This is a genomic window from Aeromonas sp. Y318-1, from assembly GCF_027706125.1.
Classification (GTDB): Bacteria; Pseudomonadota; Gammaproteobacteria; order Enterobacterales; family Aeromonadaceae; genus Aeromonas; species Aeromonas hydrophila.
This window is the reverse complement of the sequence record NZ_JAPDCM010000007.1, coordinates 1-17,912: the sequence shown is the minus strand read 5'-3', so window position 1 is coordinate 17,912 and position 17,912 is coordinate 1. Positions and strand designations below refer to the sequence as shown.

At 62.4% G+C, this 17,912-nt stretch carries 14 protein-coding genes and 1 pseudogene; 10 read left to right on the top strand and 5 right to left on the bottom strand.

The window, feature by feature from the left end:
• Positions 1–6: 6 nt before the first annotated feature.
• Both OKB87_RS11735 and OKB87_RS11730 read right to left on the bottom strand, forming a co-directional pair.
• Entirely contained in the window at positions 7–606 is a 600-nt protein-coding gene (locus OKB87_RS11735; RefSeq protein WP_270827525.1) for an aminodeoxychorismate/anthranilate synthase component II, read from the bottom strand.
• Positions 599–2,254, bottom strand: a complete 1,656-nt coding sequence (locus OKB87_RS11730; protein WP_270827524.1) for an anthranilate synthase component 1 — start codon at positions 2,252–2,254, stop codon at positions 599–601. The genes OKB87_RS11735 and OKB87_RS11730 overlap by 8 nt, the downstream gene beginning before the upstream one ends.
• 437 nt (positions 2,255–2,691) lie before the next feature.
• On the opposite strand from OKB87_RS11730, the gene rnm reads away from it, so the two are divergent.
• From rnm to tesB, 6 genes are all read left to right on the top strand, one after another.
• Positions 2,692–3,573: an RNase RNM gene (gene rnm, locus OKB87_RS11725; RefSeq protein ID WP_168756044.1), complete on the top strand. Its 882-nt coding sequence runs from the start codon at positions 2,692–2,694 to the stop codon at positions 3,571–3,573.
• 102 nt (positions 3,574–3,675) lie between these two features.
• The gene (locus OKB87_RS11720; RefSeq protein WP_270827523.1) at positions 3,676–4,296 is read left to right on the top strand and encodes an L-threonylcarbamoyladenylate synthase; all 621 of its coding nucleotides are present in this window, start codon (positions 3,676–3,678) and stop codon (positions 4,294–4,296) included.
• Positions 4,289–5,200 (top strand): segregation and condensation protein A, encoded by a 912-nt coding sequence (locus OKB87_RS11715; protein ID WP_429076708.1) that lies wholly within the window; start codon positions 4,289–4,291, stop codon positions 5,198–5,200. The genes OKB87_RS11720 and OKB87_RS11715 overlap by 8 nt, the downstream gene beginning before the upstream one ends.
• A gap of 35 nt (positions 5,201–5,235) precedes the next feature.
• Positions 5,236–5,832, top strand: a complete 597-nt coding sequence (gene scpB / locus OKB87_RS11710) for an SMC-Scp complex subunit ScpB (RefSeq protein WP_011706719.1) — start codon at positions 5,236–5,238, stop codon at positions 5,830–5,832.
• On the top strand, positions 5,825–6,748 hold the full coding sequence (gene rluB, locus OKB87_RS11705; RefSeq protein ID WP_011706718.1) for a 23S rRNA pseudouridine(2605) synthase RluB: 924 nt from the start codon (positions 5,825–5,827) through the stop codon (positions 6,746–6,748). The genes scpB and rluB overlap by 8 nt, the downstream gene beginning before the upstream one ends.
• Before the next feature lie 200 nt (positions 6,749–6,948).
• Positions 6,949–7,812, top strand: coding sequence for an acyl-CoA thioesterase II (gene tesB, locus OKB87_RS11700; protein ID WP_016351376.1), 864 nt, complete (start codon positions 6,949–6,951; stop codon positions 7,810–7,812).
• A gap of 64 nt (positions 7,813–7,876) precedes the next feature.
• On the opposite strand, the gene OKB87_RS11695 is transcribed toward tesB, so the two are convergent.
• From OKB87_RS11695 to OKB87_RS11685, 3 genes are all read right to left on the bottom strand, one after another.
• Positions 7,877–9,055, bottom strand: coding sequence for a dicarboxylate/amino acid:cation symporter (locus OKB87_RS11695; RefSeq protein WP_011706715.1), 1,179 nt, complete (start codon positions 9,053–9,055; stop codon positions 7,877–7,879).
• Between the two features lie 195 nt (positions 9,056–9,250).
• The gene (locus tag OKB87_RS11690) at positions 9,251–9,844 is read right to left on the bottom strand and encodes a class I SAM-dependent methyltransferase (protein ID WP_077097871.1); all 594 of its coding nucleotides are present in this window, start codon (positions 9,842–9,844) and stop codon (positions 9,251–9,253) included.
• 164 nt (positions 9,845–10,008) lie between these two features.
• Entirely contained in the window at positions 10,009–10,650 is a 642-nt protein-coding gene (locus OKB87_RS11685) for a TetR family transcriptional regulator (RefSeq protein WP_077097873.1), read from the bottom strand.
• A gap of 143 nt (positions 10,651–10,793) precedes the next feature.
• Here OKB87_RS11685 and OKB87_RS11680 point away from each other — a divergent pair, with 143 nt between their 5' ends.
• The 4 genes and pseudogenes from OKB87_RS11680 (at position 10,794) to OKB87_RS11665 (ending at position 17,607) form a co-directional block, all read left to right on the top strand.
• Positions 10,794–11,987, top strand: coding sequence for an efflux RND transporter periplasmic adaptor subunit (locus OKB87_RS11680; RefSeq protein WP_077097869.1), 1,194 nt, complete (start codon positions 10,794–10,796; stop codon positions 11,985–11,987).
• 17 nt (positions 11,988–12,004) lie between these two features.
• On the top strand, positions 12,005–15,154 hold the full coding sequence (locus OKB87_RS11675; protein WP_270827522.1) for an efflux RND transporter permease subunit: 3,150 nt from the start codon (positions 12,005–12,007) through the stop codon (positions 15,152–15,154).
• Positions 15,147–16,553 (top strand): efflux transporter outer membrane subunit, encoded by a 1,407-nt coding sequence (locus OKB87_RS11670; RefSeq protein ID WP_270827521.1) that lies wholly within the window; start codon positions 15,147–15,149, stop codon positions 16,551–16,553. Before OKB87_RS11675 ends, OKB87_RS11670 begins: the two co-directional genes overlap by 8 nt.
• Before the next feature lie 258 nt (positions 16,554–16,811).
• Positions 16,812–17,607 (top strand): annotated as a pseudogene (locus OKB87_RS11665) (integrase core domain-containing protein).
• Positions 17,608–17,912: the final 305 nt, after the last annotated feature.

Here is a 17,912-nt window from a genome sequence, read left to right as displayed (position 1 = left end):
GTCTCCTTACCGCACACTGCTTTCTGGACGGGTGATGTGGGCGAGCGCCTGAGTCAGCAGACGGGCCCCTTCCGAGGTCATGATGGATTCCGGGTGGAACTGGAAGCCCAGCACCCGCTCATCCTGCTGCTCGATGGCCATGGGCATGCCCTGATAGTGGGCAATCACCGTCAGCTCTTCCGGTACATAGGTGGCGACCAGCGAGTGGTAGCGGGCCACCGGCAGCGGGCTCGGTAGACCGGCGAAGGCGCCGTGGCCGGTGTGCTCAATCAGGGAGCGCTTGCCGTGGACGATCTCGCCCGCCGCGCCGACGGTGCCACCGTAGGCTTCGCACAGGGCCTGATGGCCGAGACAGATACCGAGGATGGGCACCTGACCACGGGCCAGCTTGATAAGGTCGATGAGGCAACCTGCCTCGTGGGGGGCGCCCGGCCCCGGCGAGAGCACCAGCACGGCATCCCCTTCGCAGGCGGCAATCTCGCTCATGATGCGGCTCGCCGGCAGGCTGTTGCGGTAGATCCGTACCGGATAGCCGAGGGAGCGGAACTGATCGACGAGGTTGTAGGTAAAGGAGTCGAAGTTGTCGAGCAGGAAGATGTTAGTCATGGCTCACGTCCTTATGTTGCTCCTGCTGGGCGCTCAGGGCTTGCAGGGAGGTGCCATGGCTGGCGGCGATGGCGGCCAGCACGGCCGCCGCCTTGGCGCGGGTCTCGTCCGCCTCGGCCTGGGGTTTGGAGTCATAGACCACCCCGGCACCGGCCTGCACATGGGCCACGCCATCTTTGACAAAGGCGGAGCGAATGACGATGCAGGTATCCATCTCGCCAGCGCCGTTGATGTAGCCGACCGCGCCGCCGTAGCTGCCGCGGCGCTTGCCTTCCACCATGCGAATCAGCTCGCTGGCGCGGATCTTCGGCGCGCCGGTGAGGGTGCCCATGTTCATGCAGGCCTGATAGGCGTGCAGGGCGTCAAGGTCGGAGCGCAGGGTGCCGACCACCTTGGAGACCAGGTGCATCACGTGGCTGTAGCGATCCACTTTCAGCAGCTCCTTGACGTAGCGGGTGCCCGGCTCCGAGATGCGGGCGATGTCGTTGCGGCCCAGATCCACCAGCATCAGGTGCTCGGCCACCTCTTTCTCGTCCTGACGCAATTCCAGCTCGATGCGGCCGTCGAGATCCCGGTTGATGCTGCCATCGGGGTTGAAGCCGCGGCGGCGGGTACCGGCGATGGGGTACATCTCCACGTCGCGGCTGGTGGCGCAGAATTTCACCGCGCTCTCCGGCGAGGCGCCAAACAGGGTGAAGCCCTCGTCCTGCACGTAGAACATGTAGGGGCTGGGGTTGGTCTGCTTGAGGCGGCGATAGGCGGCGACGGGGCTGGGGCAGGGGAGGGAGAAGCAGCGGGACGGTACCACCTGGAAGATGTCACCGCGGCGAATGAAGCCCTTGAGCTTCTCCACCTCGGCGCAGAACTGCTTGTCGCTCTTGTCCACGCTCATGCCGCCGGCGAGGGCCGGGGTGGCCGGAGCCTGCGCAGGGGCTTGCTGGCAGGCGTGCTTGAACTGGACGAGGCGCTCGCTCAGGCGGTGGTATCTGTCTTCCACCCGGCTCTCGTCGCTGTCGCCGCCGAAGATGCAGGCGAGCAGCGCAGTGGAACGCGCGATGTGGTCGATGGTGATCAGGGTCTCGGCCACGTAGAAGCAGTAGTCGGGGCAGTCGTTGCTCCCCTCCGGTACCTCTGGCAGATCCTCGAAGGAGGCGATGAGGTCGTAGGCGAAGCTGCCGGCCATAAACAGGGCCTCGCTGTTCGCGCTAGCGTCAAGAGGGCCGAGCTTGCAATCAAGCTCCCGCTGCAGGGTGCGCAGCACGTCCAGCACGCTGATCCCCTTGAGACGGCTGTCTTCATCCTGCTCCCGATCGGATGCCGGGAAGTCGAGCTGCAACTCTCCGGCCACCATGCTCTGGGCAACGGCGGCGGGCAGACGCTCGGCCAGCAGGCTCTGCAGCTGGGCGCCGTTGTCGTTCAGGCTGCGCACCCGCACGGTGCGGCCACGGCACTCGATGCGCAGGCAGGCGTCCACCAGCAGCAGGCTCTGTTTGCCGGCCTTGGAGTCGATCTCGACCGATTCGAGCAGCAGGTTGTTGGGGCGACCCTGGCAAAGCTCGCTGTAGAGTGCCAGCGGATCGGCCACGTAGGGGGCGTTGAGGGTGAGGGTATCGAATTCACCCAGAGGAAGGCGATGGCTGGCTGTCATAGTGCGTTCCCTTGCGTGTGATGCTGTTTACCGATGTTCATGACGTTGAATTCCTTGAAAATTTAATGGGTCTGGGGTGGCTGGTTCAGGGGCGCCATCGCCAGGTCAGGTTGCTTGTCTGAATTCTCGGTTTCATCACAGGTCCATTTGCCGGATAATAAAAAAGCCCGCTGGGGTCAGCGGGCTTTTTCTTTGGGTTCTTTATTTGCTGTCAGATTTACAGGTACAGCAACGACCACACGCCCGCATGTCAGGGAGTGTGCCACCACCAGATGGTCAGGATGGAAGTCGTTTGCATGATAAAGTCCTGTAAAAAGATGTTTGCAATGAAGTGCCTACAGAAAACGATAAAGCCGCGGCCAAGTCAAGTCGCTTTTTAGCCTTCTTTCACCGAATGTGTACCCATGGTGACCTGACCACGAGAGCGGAATAATCTGATGAGATTCGATCTACACTGCCATACCACGGCCTCGGATGGCGTGCTGAGCCCAGCCGAACTGGTGCGCCGCGCCGCCGCCCAAGGGGTCGAAGTGTTAGCAGTCACTGACCACGATACCCTTGCCGGGCTTGATGAGGTGCGCCGCACCATCGACGCCGAGCAACTGCCGCTGCGGCTGGTGAGCGGGGTCGAGATCTCCACCGGCTGGGAGCATCACGAAATTCATATCGTGGCGCTGGGGGTGGATGAAAAAAATCCGCAGCTGGTGGCGTTTCTGGCCGGCCAGCTGGCCCGTCGGGAGGCGCGCGCCCAGGAAATAGGGCGTCGTCTGGAGAAGTGCCAGCTCTCCGGCACCTATGAAGAGGCCAAGCAGCTGGCCGGCGACGCCGCCGTCACTCGGGCCCACTTTGCCCGGGTGCTGATGGCGCGCGGGGTAGCCGATACCATGCAGAAGGTCTTCAAAAAGTACCTGAGCCGGGGCAACAAGGGCTATGCTCCGGCCGAGTGGCCCGAAATGGGCGAAGCGATCAGCGCCATTCACACCGCTGGCGGTCTGGCGGTGCTGGCCCACCCGAGCCGTTATGATCTCACCGCCAAGTGGATCAAGCGGCTGCTGGTGGCCTTCAAGGCGGCCGGTGGTGATGCCATGGAGGTTTCGCTGCCCCAGCAGAGCCCGCAGGAGCGGGCGAATCTCGGCCAGTGGGCCAAGGAGCACGACCTCTACATCTCGGTGGGATCGGATTTTCACTTCCCCTCCAACTGGACCGAGCTGGGGCGCCACCTCTGGTTGCCCAAGGAGGGCACGCCGCTCTGGCTGGCCCATCCCGGCCACTTCGGCCTGAGCGCCGAGCAGCACGCCGCCCTGCTGGCCAGCCGTTGATAGGCGCCGGCGGGCGTCAAACAGATTAAGATAGTGTCGTGGAGCCTGGCTCCACGACCATCAAGCGGGCAGGCATTGCCGCCCCCATTGCGAGAACGAGTCATGAGTCAGCACTTTTACGTACATCCGGAAAACCCCCAGGCCCGTCTGATCAGCCAGGCGGTACAGATCATTCAGAACGGCGGCGTCATCGTCTATCCCACCGACTCGGGCTATGCGCTGGGTTGCCAGATGGGCGACAAGGGCGCGCTGGAGCGCATCTGCCGCATCCGCCGCATCGATCCCAACCACGACTTCACCCTGGTGTGCCGCGATCTCTCCGAGATCTCCACCTATGCCAAGGTGGACAACACGGCGTTTCGCCTGATCAAGAACAACACACCCGGCCCCTACACCTTCATCTTCAAGGCCACCAAGGAGGTGCCGCGCCGCCTGATGAACGAGAAGAAGAAGACCATCGGCATCCGGGTGCCGGACAACAAGATTGCCCAGGCGCTGCTGGAAGCGCTCGGCGAGCCGCTGCTCTCCACCACCCTGATCCTGCCGGAATCTGACATGGCGGAGTTCGACCCGGAGGAGATCTTCGACAAGCTGGGCAAACAGCTGGATCTGGTGGTCAACGGCGGTTATCTGGGCGAGCAGCCCACTACCGTGGTGGACTTCTCCGACGACGAGCCTGTGCTGCGCCGGCGTGGTGCCGGGGACCTGACTCCGTTTGAGTGATACTGCCGATCCTGTGCCGGTGACGACCACGCCCATGGCGGGCGAGAGGGGGACGAACCCGGCGGGGGAAGCCATTCTCCCCCAGGCCGTCCCGTCTCCCATCGCCCGGGTGCTGGGGCAGCCCTATCACGAGCTGCCCCAGGATTTGTTCATCCCGCCCGATGCGCTGGAGGTGTTTCTCGATACCTTCGAGGGGCCGCTTGATCTGTTGCTCTACCTCATCCGGCGCCAGCAGCTCGACATCCTCAACCTGCCGATCCTGCAGATCACCGCCCAGTACATGGAGTACGTGGAGCTGATGCAGGGCCTCAATCTGGAGCTGGCGGCCGAATACCTGCTGATGGCGGCCTGGCTGGCGGAGATAAAATCCCGTCTGCTGCTGCCCAAGGCGCCTGAGCTGGAAGATGAGGAGGAGGGGGAAGACCCCCGCGTCACCCTCATCCGCCGGCTGCAGGAGTACGAGCGCTACAAGGTGGGGGCGGAGCGGGTCAACGAGTTGCCGCGGCTGGAGCGGGAGATCTTCATCGCCACCGCCCTGCCGCCGGATTTTGGCGATCTCAAACCATTGACGCCCGATGTTTCGCTGGTTGAGCTCGCCCTTTACATGCAAAGTGTGGTAAAACGCGCGACTCATTTTGAACATCACCAGATCCGCCGTGAGCAGATCCCGACCCGGGTGCGCATGGCGGAGATCCTTGCCATGCTCTCGCTGGGCCAGACCCTGCGCCTGGATCGGGTGCTGCGCGCCGAAGAGGGGCGCATGGGGGTGTTGGTGACGTTTCTGGCCTTGCTGGAGCTCTGCAAGGAGCAGCTGATCTGGATCCTGCAGGCGGAACCGCTGGGGCCGATCCACTTTGCCCTGGCCGGCCAGCATGAGGAGAGCGAGCGTGGCGCTGCCCACTGAACGGTTGAAGAGGCCGATGTTGCGAGGAGCGGACCATGGCGCTGCCGGCTGAACGACTCAAGACGCTGATCGAGGCGGCACTGTTCGTCGCCGGACGCCCGCTCAACGTCAGCGAGCTCAAGAGCAGCGTACTGGCGGACTACCCGGTCACCAGCCGCTACGTCCAGCTGTTGCTGGCGGAGCTCAGACAGGATTACAGCGAACGGGGGGTGGAGCTCAAGGAGGTCGCCTCCGGCTGGCGCTTTCAGGCCCGTCAGGAGTACGCCGAGGAGCTCTCCAGGCTCTGGAGCGAGCGGGCCCCCCGTTATTCGCGCGCCGTGATGGAGACGCTGACGCTGATCGCCTATCGTCAGCCCATCACCCGGGCCGAGATCGAAGCCATCCGCGGGGTGGCGGTCTCGAGCCAGATAGTGAATACCCTGAAAGAACGTGGCTGGGTGCGCAGCATCGGTCACAAGGAGGTGGTGGGCCGCCCGGAGCTGCTCGCCACCACCCGAGAATTTCTGGATTATTTTAATCTGCAGAGTCTGGAGCAGCTCCCCGAGCTTGATCCCGAACTGCAACCCTCGTTGTCCACGCTGACATTGGCAGCTGCGGGCAGCGATCAACAATCAGGTAACCCCGATGAGTGAAAAACTGCAAAAAGTGTTGGCCCGCGCGGGTCACGGCTCCCGTCGTGAGATGGAGGCCCTGATCACCGCAGGTCGGGTCAGTGTGGATGGCAAGGTCGCCACACTGGGGGATCGCGTCGAAGTGAACGCCGTGATCCGGGTGGATGGTCACCAGATCAAGACCCGTGCCGCAGAGGAAGTGATCTGCCGCGTGCTGGCTTACCACAAGCCGGAAGGGGAGATGTGTACCCGTCACGATCCGGAAGGTCGTCCCACCGTGTTTGATCGTCTGCCCAAGATGGAAGGGGCCCGCTGGATCGCGGTCGGCCGTCTCGACGTCAACACCTCAGGTCTCTTGCTGTTCACCACCGACGGTGAACTGGCCAACCGGCTGATGCACCCGAGCCACGAAGTGGAGCGGGAATACGCGGTGCGGGTCTTTGGCGAGATCACCGAAGCCATGCTGCAGCGCCTGCGCAAGGGCGTGCAGCTGGAAGACGGCATGGCCAAGTTCAACAAGATCAAGCCGGCCGGCGGCGAGGGTCTGAACCAGTGGTTCAACGTCACCCTGACCGAGGGTCGCAACCGTGAAGTGCGCCGCCTGTGGGAATCCCAGGAAGTGCAGGTGAGCCGCCTGATGCGCATCCGCTACGGCGACGTGCAGCTGGATCGCGGCATCCCGCGTGGTGGCTGGCAGGAGCTGAAACTGCCCGAGGTGAACTACCTGCGTGGCCTGGTCAACTTGCCCAACGAGACCGAGTCCAAGGTCGATCTGCAGCAGGATGGCAAAACCAGTCGTCACAAGCAGGCCGCCCAGATCCGTCGCGCCGTCAAGCGCCACAAGGAGATGCAGGGCAAGGAGCCGCGCGCCCGTGCCACTACGGCTCGTCGCAAGCCGACCTCCTCCACCCGCAACTCGGGTACCGGCAGCAAGTAAGCGCTGCGTGGCCGCAAGGCCGCACTGCAACAGGCCCGCCTCTTCGGCGGGCCTTTTCGTTGGCGCCTTTTGAGTTTGTTATTGTTCGAGCGAGCGTAATGCTGAATTAATGGGGCCGGGCAGGCGACTGGCAGGGGCGGGGATGGTTGCTCGGCACGGGCGGGCTTGTTAGCCTTCCCGCACTGACACAGGAGATAATAATGAGCAAGGTACTTGATGAGCTGCTGGCGTTGCTGGCGCTCGAAAAAATCGAGGAGGGCCTGTTTCGGGGCCAGAGCCAGGATCTCGGTCTGCGGGCCGTGTTTGGCGGACAGGTAATGGGGCAGGCCTTGTCAGCCGCCAAGCAGACGGTGGCAAGCGATCGCCAGGTGCACAGCTTCCACTCCTACTTTCTGCGCCCCGGCGATGCCAACCGTCCCATCGTCTACGACGTGGAGAACATCCGCGACGGCCAGACCGTCTCCACCCGCCGGGTCAAGGCCATTCAGGGCGGCAAGCCCATCTTCTATCTCAACGCCTCCTTCCAGGTCGAGGCGGACGGCTTTGAACACCAGATCGCCATGCCGGCGGGGATCACGCCGCCCGAGCAGCTCAAGAGCGAGCTGGAGCTGGTGCGCCCCTACGAGCAGCAGATCCCGCCCGCCCTGCGCGACAAGATCATGTGCGAGAAGCCCATCGAAATTCGCCCGGTGACCCTGGTCGACCCGATCCGCCCCGACGTGCACGAGCCGCTGCGCCACGTCTGGTTCAAGGCCAATGGCCAGATGCCGGACGATCAGCGGGTGCACAAGTACCTGCTGGCCTATGCCTCTGACTTCCACTTCCTGTTCACCGCCCTGCAGCCCCACGGCGTGTCGTACTGGGAGCCGGACATGCAGGTGGCCACCATCGATCACTCCATGTGGTTCCATCGGGACTTCCGGCTGGACGACTGGCTGCTCTACGTGGTGGACAGCCCGAGCGCCAGCGCCGGTCGTGGCCTGGTGCGCGGCCAGTTCTTCACCCGCGATGGGGTGCTGGTGGCGAGCACGGCGCAGGAAGGGGTGATCCGCCGTCGCGGTTGAGCAGCGCTGAGCGCCAACAAAAAACGGGAGCCGATGGCTCCCGTTTTTTTATCTGCTTGCTCTATCAGGCCGCATCTTGCTCGGCGCTGAGCGCTGGCTCGCCGCTCTGGGCGAAACGGTCGGCCCACAGGGCAATCACGCCGTCGCCGGTGACGTTGCAGGCGGTGCCGAAGCTGTCCTGGGCCAGGTAGAGGGCGATCATCAGGGCGATGGAGGCCTCACCGAACCCCAGCATGGAGGTGAGCAGACCCAGCGCGGACATGACGCCGCCACCCGGGGCACCCGGCGCGGCGATCATGATGACACCCAGCATCATGATGAAGGGCAGCATGGTGTCTATGCCCGGAATGGCCAGATGCTCGGAGAGGAACATCACCGCGGTGGCGCAGGTCACCAGCGTGATGGTGGAGCCACACAGGTGAATGGTGGCGCACAGCGGCACGGTGAAGTTGGCGATGCCGTCGCTCACGCCGTTGTTCTTGCTGGCCTGCAGGGCGACCGGGATGGTGGCGGCGCTGGACATGGTGCCGAGGGCGGTGAAGTAGGCCGGCAGCATGTTCTTGATGAGCTGGGCCGGGGAGCGGCCCAGGGCCAGACCGGTGCCGACGAACAGCACGGAGAGCCAGAGCCAGTGCATCACGATGGCCATCACCAGCACCACGCCGAAGGTCTTCAGGGTGGCGAATACGGTGCCTTCCACCGTCATCTCGACGAAGACGCCGGCGATGTAGAACGGCAGCAGCGGGATGATCACCTTGGCCAGCAGGCGGTCGATGATGTCACGACCCTGATCGGCGACCCGGCGCAGATCGGTGGCCTGGGTGGCGCTGATGCCGATGCCGAACACGAAGGCGGCGGCCAGCGCCGACATCACCCCGAACAGCGGCGGGATCTCCAGGTTGATGTAGGAGGCGAGCTTGATGGCGCTCTCGGCGGTGGGCTCGGCGGCGGTGGTCAGGCGTGGGATCAGGTTGCTGGCCACGGTAAAGGCGAACAGGCCCGCCAGTATGGTGGAGCAGTAGGAGAGGGCGACCGTCTTGCCCAGCAGCTTGCCGGAGTTCTTCGGCAGGCTGGCGATGCCGCTCATGATGAAAAACAGGATGATGAGCGGAATGGTGAAGGTGATCAGCTGACCTATGACTGTCTTGGCCGTAAACAGCACGCGTGCGACCCATTCCGGGGCGTAGAGACCGAGCAAGAGACCGGCGAGGATGCCGGCAACCAGTTTGAGGACAAGTTTCATAAGTAAATCCAGGTGTTAGTGTCTGATTTGTTATTTAATTTTGATTTTAATGCCGCTTTTTAACACAAAATCCGCATCATGTCTGTCGTGTGTGCGTTAATGTCGAGTTAAATATTGTTAAATGTGATCATGGTGGTGATAGTCACTGGCGAGGTGAGCGCGAGGTGCGGTGGGTGATTAATTTGGCGCGGCCCTTCAGGCGCGGATCAGCAGGGCGTGCAGCCAGCGGCCATCCGCCTGCTCGCTCTCCCAACACTGCTGCAGTTGCAGCGGCAGCGGGGCGATGAGCTGGCGCAGGCCATCCTCATCGAGCTGGGTTTGGGAGAGGAGCGCTTGGGCTGCGGGAGCACCAGGAGTGCTGCCGGTGGCAGCGAGCTGGCCACTGGGGTGAGGAAAGGCGCAGTAGAGCGGCCCGGCGGGCTTGAGCAGGCCGGCCAGATGGGCCAGCGCGTCGCTGAGTTCGTCTGGCGCGATCGCCGGCAAGGCTCCACGCGCCCAGATGCCGTCATAGGGCACCACGCTATGCAACTGCTCGATGCGGCAGACCCGCACCGGCTGGCCGCTGCGCCGCGAGGCGATCCTGGCCTGTGCCAGACGGGCATCGAAGGCCGTCACCACCAGACCCTGCTGGCGAAAGAAGCAGAGATCATCGCCTTCGCCGCAGCCCGCCTCCAGCAGGTGGGCGCCGGGGGGGAGCTGCTCCAGAAACGATTGGCGCGCCGCTGACCATGGGTCGGCTGAGAGCGTGGTAGCAGATGCTGGAGGGCAAGAGGGAGACGAACGGGACATGGCGGGCACCTTGGTTCGGGGGGCGCAACTCAATTTCGGGGGCGTGACTATAGCAAACTTGAACCAATTTGGCGCCGGGGCGCCAAAGGGATAATAGGAGGAGATGGAAGGGAGTGAGGGTTGTCTGCACCGGGCCAAGGCCGCCAGTGTTCGGCCTTGCTGGCTCAGGGGCGACGAGCGGCCGGGCCGGTTGGCAGGGCGATCAGGGCGAACAGGCTGTCCAGCAGGAAGTCGGCCTCCTGGCGCAGATCGATGCGCTCCGGAAAGTGCAGCCAGTTGATGATGTAGCCGTCCAGGGTGCAGTGCAGCAGGGTAGCGGCTCGCTGCAGGTCCAGCCCCTGCGGCAGTTGGCCGAGGCGTACCGAATTGCCCAGAGTGATCTCGAGATCCCGGAAGAAGTTGCTGGACTGGCTGCGCATGTGCTCGCGCAAGGAGATGGCTTCCCCCTCCAGCGACTCCAGGTTGAACATGATGGTGAACATCTGCTGATGGGCCGGGTTGGTGCAGATTTTGACCAGCACCTCCTTGAGGAAGGTGCGCAGCTTGCCGAGGGGGTCGGGCTCCAGCTCGGAGACGCAAGCATCGAGCTGGTGGGAGAGGGGTTGGCACAGCTCCTCCCAGAGGGAGACGAACAGCTCTTCCTTGTTCTTGAAATGCCAGTAAATGGCGCCCCGGGTCAGCTCGGCAGCCCTGGCGATGTCGGTCAGGCTGGTCTTGGCCAGGCCGTGTGAGCAGAACAGATCCAGGGCCGTACTCATGATGTGGCAGCGGGTCTGCTGTGCCTCTTCTTTGGTTCTTCTGGCCATCTCTGCGTGCACCTTGTAAAAGTAAAAAAAGTCACTTACATACATTTATGAATGTATGTATATTGCCTCATCTTTCCGATTTTACCAACCGGGTCCTATAAACCCTGTGGTTATTCATTGATAGACAGAGGCTCAGGTTCTCCATGCATAAACATATTCTCGCACGTTCAGTCGGCCTTGCGCTGCTGGCGAGCGGTCTGCTGACCGCTTGCGGCGAACAGGGCAGTGCCCAGCAGGGGCCCGGTGTGATGCCGCCGGCCGCGGTGGATGTCGTCACCCTGCACACGGCGCCGCTGCAGCTCACCACCGAGCTGACCGGTCGCAGCGCCCCGCTGCGGGTCGCCGAGGTACGCCCCCAGGTGAGCGGCATCATTCTCAAGCGTCTCTTTACCGAGGGCAGCGACGTCAAGGCCGGCCAGCTGCTGTACCAGATCGACCCCGCCGTTTATCAGGCCGCGGTGGCCAGTGCCAAGGCCAACCTGGCCAAGGCGCAGGCCAACGAGCAGAGCGCCCGCCTCAAGGCCAAGCGCTATGCCGAGCTGGTGAAGGTGAAGGCCATCAGCAGCCAGGAGTATGACGACGCCGATGCGGCCTGGAAGCAGCAGCTGGCCGAAATCGGTGCCGCCAAGGCGGCGCTGCAGACCGCCAACATCAACCTGGCCTACACCCGCATCACGGCGCCCATCAGCGGCCGCATCGGCAAGTCCGCGGTGACCGAGGGTGCACTGGTGACGGCCCAGCAGGCTGACAGCCTCACCTCCATCCAGCAGCTCGATCCCATGTATGTGGACGTGCGCCAGTCCACCGCCGATCTGCTGCGCCTCAAGCGCCAGGTGGCGGCCGGCAAGCTGACCCAGGACGAGCAGAAAGGTGCCCGGGTGAGCTTCCAGCTGGAAGATGGCTCCACCTACGGCGAAGAGGGCTCGCTGCAGTTCTCCGACGTGACCGTGGATGAGACCACCGGCATGGTGACCCTGCGGGTGATTGTCCCCAACCCTCATCAGCTGCTGCTGCCGGGCATGTTCATGCGTGCCACCCTGCAGGAGGGCGAGCGCGCCGAAGGGCTGCTGGTGCCGCAGACCGCGGTGACCCGTACCCCGAAAGGCGGCGCCACCGTGATGGTAGTGACGGCGGACAACAAGGTGGAGCTGCGTGAAGTGCAGCTGGGCCGCATCGTCGGCAGTGACTGGGTGGTGGAATCCGGTCTCAAGGCGGGCGAACGGGTGATCGTCGCCGGCCTGCAAAAGGTAAAACCCGGGGTCGTCGTGGCACCTGCTGAACAGAGTGCCGCTGCGCAGTCTGCCCATGCGCCGGCCAATGCCCCGGCCAACAAGTAGGATGGAGTAGTCGCCTCATGGCACGATTTTTCATAGACAGACCAATTTTCGCCTGGGTGATCGCCCTGGTGATCATGCTGGCGGGGAGCCTGGCCATCATCAAGCTGCCGGTCGCCCAGTACCCGAGCATTGCGCCGCCGGCGGTGGGCATTTCCGCCAGCTACCCGGGGGCTTCCGCCAAGACGGTGGAAGACTCGGTGACCCAGATCATCGAGCAGAACATGACCGGGCTGGATCACCTGCTCTACATGTCCTCCCAGTCGGACTCCTCCGGGCGGGTATCGGTCACCCTCACCTTCCAGCCGGGGACCGACCCCGACATCGCCCAGGTGCAGGTGCAGAACAAGCTGCAGCAAGCCATGTCGCTGTTGCCGCAAGAGGTGCAACAGCAGGGGATCCGGGTCCAGAAGACCTCCAGCAGCTTCCTGATGGTGGCCGCCTTTATCTCCAAAGATGGCGCCATGAGCAACGATGACCTGGCCGACTACGTGGTGGCCAACATCAAGGAGCCGCTCAGTCGTCTGGACGGGGTAGGGGACATCACCCTGTTCGGCAGCCAGTACTCCATGCGGGTCTGGCTCGATCCCAACAAGCTCAACCGGGTGCAGATGACCCCGGGTGACGTGCAGGCCGCCATCAAGGCGCAAAATACCCAGGTGGCCTTCGGCAAGCTGGGGGGCACCCCGGCGGTGACCGATCAGCAGTTCACCGCCACCATCATGGGGCAGACCCGGCTCTCCACCGTGGAGGAGTTCAACGACATCCTGCTGCGGGTGAACCAGGACGGCTCCAAAGTGCGTCTCAAAGACGTAGCCCGGGTCGAACTGGCCGGCGAAAGCTACGATGCCGAGGCGCTCTACAACGGTCAGTCGACCGCGGCGGTGGCCATCAAGCTGGCGACCGGTGCCAACGCGCTGGATACCGCCGAGAAGGTACGTGGCAAGCTGAATGAGCTCTCCACCTACTTCCCGGCCAACATGGCGATCGTCTACCCGTACGACACCACGCCGTTCGTGAAGATCTCCATCGAGGAGGTGGTACAGACCCTGGTGGAGGCGATCTTCCTGGTGTTCTGCGTGATGTATCTGTTCCTGCAGAACTTCCGCGCCACCCTGATCCCGACCATTGCGGTGCCCGTGGTGCTGCTGGGGACCTTCGGGGTCATGTCGGCGTTCGGCTTCTCCATCAACACCCTGACCATGTTCGGTCTGGTGCTGGCCATCGGCCTGTTGGTGGATGACGCCATCGTGGTGGTGGAGAACGTGGAGCGCCTGATGAGCGAGGAGGATCTCTCTCCACTCGAGGCGACCCGCAAATCGATGACCCAGATCACCGGCGCCCTGGTGGGGATCGCCCTGGTGCTCTCGGCGGTGTTCGTGCCGATGGCCTTCTTCGGCGGCTCGACCGGTGCCATCTATCGTCAGTTCTCCCTCACCATCGTCTCGGCCATGGTGCTGTCGGTGCTGGTGGCGTTGATCCTGACCCCGGCCCTGTGCGCCACCCTGCTCAAGCCCATCAAGCATGGCGAGTTCGGTGCCAAGCGCGGTTTCTTCGGCTGGTTCAACCGGGCCTTCGACGCCAGCGCCAACCGCTACCAGAGCGGCGTGCGCAAGGTGGTCAAGCAAGGTGTGCGCTACGGCATCATCTACGCCGCCATGCTGGCGGTACTGGCCATCCTGTTCATGCGCATGCCCACCTCCTTCCTGCCGGAAGAGGATCAGGGGGTCATCATGTCCATGGTGCAGCTGCCGGTCGGGGCGACCAAGCAGCGCACCGAGGTGGTGCTGGCCGACATGCGCGACTACTTCATGAAAAACGAGAAGGACAATGTCGACTCCGTGCTGACGGTGGCGGGTTTCAGCTTCGCCGGTAGCGGTCAGAACAGCGGCATGGCGTTCATCAAGCTGAAAGACTGGAAGGAGCGCAACACACCGGATCGCAGCGCCAATGCCATCATTGGCCGTGCCATGGGCTACCTGTTCAGCATCAAGGAAGCCCAGGTGTTCGCCTTCAACCTGCCTCCGATCCCGGAGCTGGGGACGGCGACCGGTTTTGACTTCTTCCTGCAGGATCGGGCCGGCGTGGGCCACGACAAGCTGATGGCGGCACGCAACCAGTTGCTTGGCATGGCGGCGCAGGATCCCAACCTGGTGCGGGTGCGCCCGAACGGGATGGAAGACACCCCCCAGCTCGACATCAAGATCGACTACGAGAAGGCGTTGGCGCAGGGGCTCTCCATCAGCGACATCAACAGCACGCTCTCCAGTGCCTGGGGCTCTGCCTATGTGAACGACTTTGTCGACAGAGGCCGGGTCAAGAAGGTTTACCTGCAGGCGGATGCCCCCTTCCGGATGAACCCGGAAGATCTCAAGCTCTGGTACGTGCGCAACAGCGCCGGTCAGATGGTGCCCTTCTCCGCCTTTGCCAGCACCGACTGGAGCTTCGGCTCGCCACGGCTGGAGCGTTACAACGGCGTACCGGCGATGGAGATCGTCGGGGAAGCGGCGCCGGGCAAGAGTACCGGTGACGCCATGGCCGCCATCGAGCAGATGGTGAAGCAGCTGCCGGAAGGCATCGGCATCGAGTGGACCGGTCTCTCCTATCAGGAGCGGCAGGCAGGTTCTCAGGCGCCGGCCCTGTACGCCATCTCCCTGCTGGTGGTGTTCCTCTGTCTGGCCGCCCTCTACGAGAGCTGGAGCATTCCGTTCTCGGTGATGCTGGTGGTGCCGCTCGGGGTGTTGGGGGCCATTGTGGCCGCCACCCTGCGCGGGCTGGAGAACGACGTCTACTTCCAGGTGGGCTTGCTCACCACCATAGGGCTGTCGGCCAAGAACGCGATACTTATCGTCGAGTTTGCCAAGGAGCTGTACGACAAGGGAATGGGCTTGGGTGAAGCAGTGGTTGAGGCTGCGCGTCTGCGTCTGCGTCCCATCCTGATGACCTCCCTCGCCTTTATCCTGGGTGTACTGCCGCTGGTGATCAGCTCGGGTGCCGGTGCCAGCAGCCGTAACGCCATCGGGACCGGCGTGATGGGGGGGATGATCAGTGCGACCGTGCTCGCCATCTTCTTCGTGCCGCTGTTCTTCGTGCTGGTGACTCGCCACTTCACCAAGCATAATTCACAGGAAGAGCAGGCTGCGCTTGCCAAGGAGACCCATCATGACTAAGACGCTGGTCGCCTTGGGCGTGACACTGCTGCTGGGGGCCTGTTCCATGGCCCCTGACTATCAAAGACCCGAATTGCCCCAAGGCGCCTCCTGGCAGAGCAATCAGACAGCAGGGGAGGCGGCCGTCTCCCCCTGGCAGCAACAGTTTCTCGACCCGACGCTGCAAAGGCTCATCGACACCGCACTGGAGAATAACCGCGATCTGCGGATCGCGGCTCTCAACATCGAGGCGTATGAAGCCAGGTACCGTATTCAGCGGGCGGCACAACTGCCGACCCTGGCAGCGAACGGCTCGGGCACCCGCCAGCAGGGATCCGACGATCTCAGCAGCACGGGGCAGGGGACTATCAGCAGCCAGTACGATGCCAATCTCGGCATCACCGCCTATGAGCTGGACCTGTTTGGCCGGATCCAGAGCCTCAAAGATCAGGCTCTGGAGACCTACCTTGCCGAGATTGAGACCCGGCGCAGCACCCAGATTGCACTGATAGCGTCGGTGGCCAATGCCTATCTCACCTTGCTGGCGGATCAGGAGTTGCTGGCGCTGAGCGAGGCGACCCTGTTGACCGAGCAGGAAAGTTATGGCCTGACCGAGCACAAGTACCGCCTGGGCGCGGCCTCAGAGATGGAGCTTGCCCAGGGGCGTACCGCACTGGAAAGCGCCCGGGTCAGCCTGGCCCAGTACCAACGCCAGGTGAAGCAGGATCGCAATGGTCTGGCACTGCTCCTTGGCACCCAGGTTCCTGTGCTGGACAGCCAGCCGGTGACCCTGGCCGAGGTAAAATTGGCGGCGATCCCGGTGGGCGCGCCTTCGAGCTTGCTGCAACAGCGCCCGGATATTCTGGCTGCCGAGCACAGTCTGAAGGCGGCCAATGCCAATATAGGCGCGGCGCGCGCCGCCTTCTTCCCCTCCATCTCGCTCACCGCGACGGCGGGGACGGCCAGCAACCAGCTGAGCGGCCTGTTTGACGGAGGAACCGGCACCTGGTCGTTTATCCCCCAGATCAACCTGCCCATCTTCGACGGTGGGAAACGTATCGCCGATCTTGATGTGGCTGAAGTGAGTACCCGGCAGGCGGTGGCGAGCTACGAGAAGAGCATCCAGACCGCCTTCAAGGAGGTTGCGGATACCCTCGGTGCCCAGGCGGACTATCAGCAGCAGTTGCAGGCACAGCAGGCTCTGGTCGAAGCCAACCAGACCTATTTCAAGCTGGCGGAGTTCCGTTATGAGCAAGGTGTGGACAGTTACCTGACCCGACTCGATGCCCAGCGTTCGTTGTTCAGTGCCAAGCAGGGCCTGATCAGCACCCGTCTGGCCCAGGTGACCAACCAAGTGGCGCTCTACAAGGCCATAGGTGGTGGTTGGCAAGAGCCCAAAGAGGAGAGGCCGGCCAGCTAGCGCGGGCAGGAGGAACTCAACGGTGTACCGTCGGTGCCGACCAGCACGGGGCGAACCACTTGGTTCGCCCTATTTTTTCACTCTGAGACGAACTGGGCCTGTTTAGTGAATGGAAAACCATAATTTGTATGAAGATGGTATTCACCTGACAGTTGTCCACAAAAGGGGTGGTCATACGGCTTCAAACCGGTATCCACACGGTGTTATTTGGAGTCGCTGTAGACCGGCAACGAGAAAGGAGTACTTCGTAAACTCAGCCTGCAAGAACTCGCCAAAGAGCTCAATAACGTCAGCAAAGCCTAGAACCTCATCGGCTACAGCCGCCAGCAGTTCTACTCGATCCGCTGATCAGACCTATGGCGCCGAGGGCTTGCTCGACAAACAGCCTGGCTGCAAAGGGGCTTATCCCAACCTGGTCGTTCCCGAGATTGAACAGGTCATCCTCAATTACTCGCTCACCATGCCGACCCATCGCCCGCTGCAGGTCGCGCAAAAACTGGCCCTGCAGGCATCAACGTCTGTGCGGGCGTTGTGCGTGGCGTGTGGCAACGTCACGACTCGCTCTCCAAACACGACCGCTTGCTGCGTCTCGAGAAAACCCATCGGGAGCAGACGATTGAGCTCAATGATGAGCAAATTCGCCTGCTAGAACGCTTCAGCACCGAGTTTCGCGCGCCAGATTGAGGTCTACTACACCGGGGAGTTGGTGGCGGTCGATACCTTCTTCGTGTGGGCGCCCTGACCATCATCCCTACGAGCTGTGCCTGCAACTGGAGGGGATTGAGCACCGGACAACCAAGGTGTGCAAGCCGCAGAGCAACGGGTTTATCGAACGGCTGCACCGCACTTTACTAGATGAATACTTCCGCATCAAAGGCGGACAACTTGGTATGAGTCGGTGGAGCAGGTACAGGCAGACCTGGATAGTTACCTGAAGCACTACAACACCCTGCGACTACATCAAGGTAGGATGATGGAAGAACAAATTCCCTACAGCATGTTCAAAAAGGGTCTGAAATTGATACCGAAGGAAGTACGCACTAAAGTAGCGTAAACAAGACACCAGTTTGAGGCCGGTGTCAGGTGATAATTAGAGCTTTCAGCATTATGGACATCACTTTATTTGTAAGGCTTTATTTACCTAGGGAAGGTGCGAATAAGCGGGGAAATTCTTCTCGACTGACTCAGTCATTTCATTTCTTCATGTTTGAGCCGTTTTTTCTCCCGTAAATGCCTTGAATCAGCCTATTTAGACCGTTTCTTCGCCATTTAAGGCGTTATTCCCAGTTTTTAGTGAGATCTCTCCCACTGACGTATCATTTGGTCCGCCCGAAACAGGTTGGCCAGCGTGAATAACAT

Excerpts from the sequence above, each read along its gene's own strand:
- OKB87_RS11675 (WP_270827522.1), top strand. The coding sequence starts at position 12,005 with ATGGCACGATTTTTCATAGACAGACCAATTTTCGCCTGGGTGATCGCC.
- OKB87_RS11685 (WP_077097873.1), bottom strand. The coding sequence starts at position 10,650 with ATGGCCAGAAGAACCAAAGAAGAGGCACAGCAGACCCGCTGCCACATC.
- scpB (WP_011706719.1), top strand. The coding sequence starts at position 5,236 with ATGGCGCTGCCGGCTGAACGACTCAAGACGCTGATCGAGGCGGCACTG.
- rluB (WP_011706718.1), top strand. The coding sequence starts at position 5,825 with ATGAGTGAAAAACTGCAAAAAGTGTTGGCCCGCGCGGGTCACGGCTCC.
- OKB87_RS11720 (WP_270827523.1), top strand. The coding sequence starts at position 3,676 with ATGAGTCAGCACTTTTACGTACATCCGGAAAACCCCCAGGCCCGTCTG.
- OKB87_RS11735 (WP_270827525.1), bottom strand. The coding sequence starts at position 606 with ATGACTAACATCTTCCTGCTCGACAACTTCGACTCCTTTACCTACAAC.
- OKB87_RS11680 (WP_077097869.1), top strand. The coding sequence starts at position 10,794 with ATGCATAAACATATTCTCGCACGTTCAGTCGGCCTTGCGCTGCTGGCG.
- tesB (WP_016351376.1), top strand. The coding sequence starts at position 6,949 with ATGAGCAAGGTACTTGATGAGCTGCTGGCGTTGCTGGCGCTCGAAAAA.
- rnm (WP_168756044.1), top strand. The coding sequence starts at position 2,692 with ATGAGATTCGATCTACACTGCCATACCACGGCCTCGGATGGCGTGCTG.
- OKB87_RS11695 (WP_011706715.1), bottom strand. The coding sequence starts at position 9,055 with ATGAAACTTGTCCTCAAACTGGTTGCCGGCATCCTCGCCGGTCTCTTG.
- OKB87_RS11730 (WP_270827524.1), bottom strand. The coding sequence starts at position 2,254 with ATGACAGCCAGCCATCGCCTTCCTCTGGGTGAATTCGATACCCTCACC.
- OKB87_RS11670 (WP_270827521.1), top strand. The coding sequence starts at position 15,147 with ATGACTAAGACGCTGGTCGCCTTGGGCGTGACACTGCTGCTGGGGGCC.
- OKB87_RS11690 (WP_077097871.1), bottom strand. The coding sequence starts at position 9,844 with ATGTCCCGTTCGTCTCCCTCTTGCCCTCCAGCATCTGCTACCACGCTC.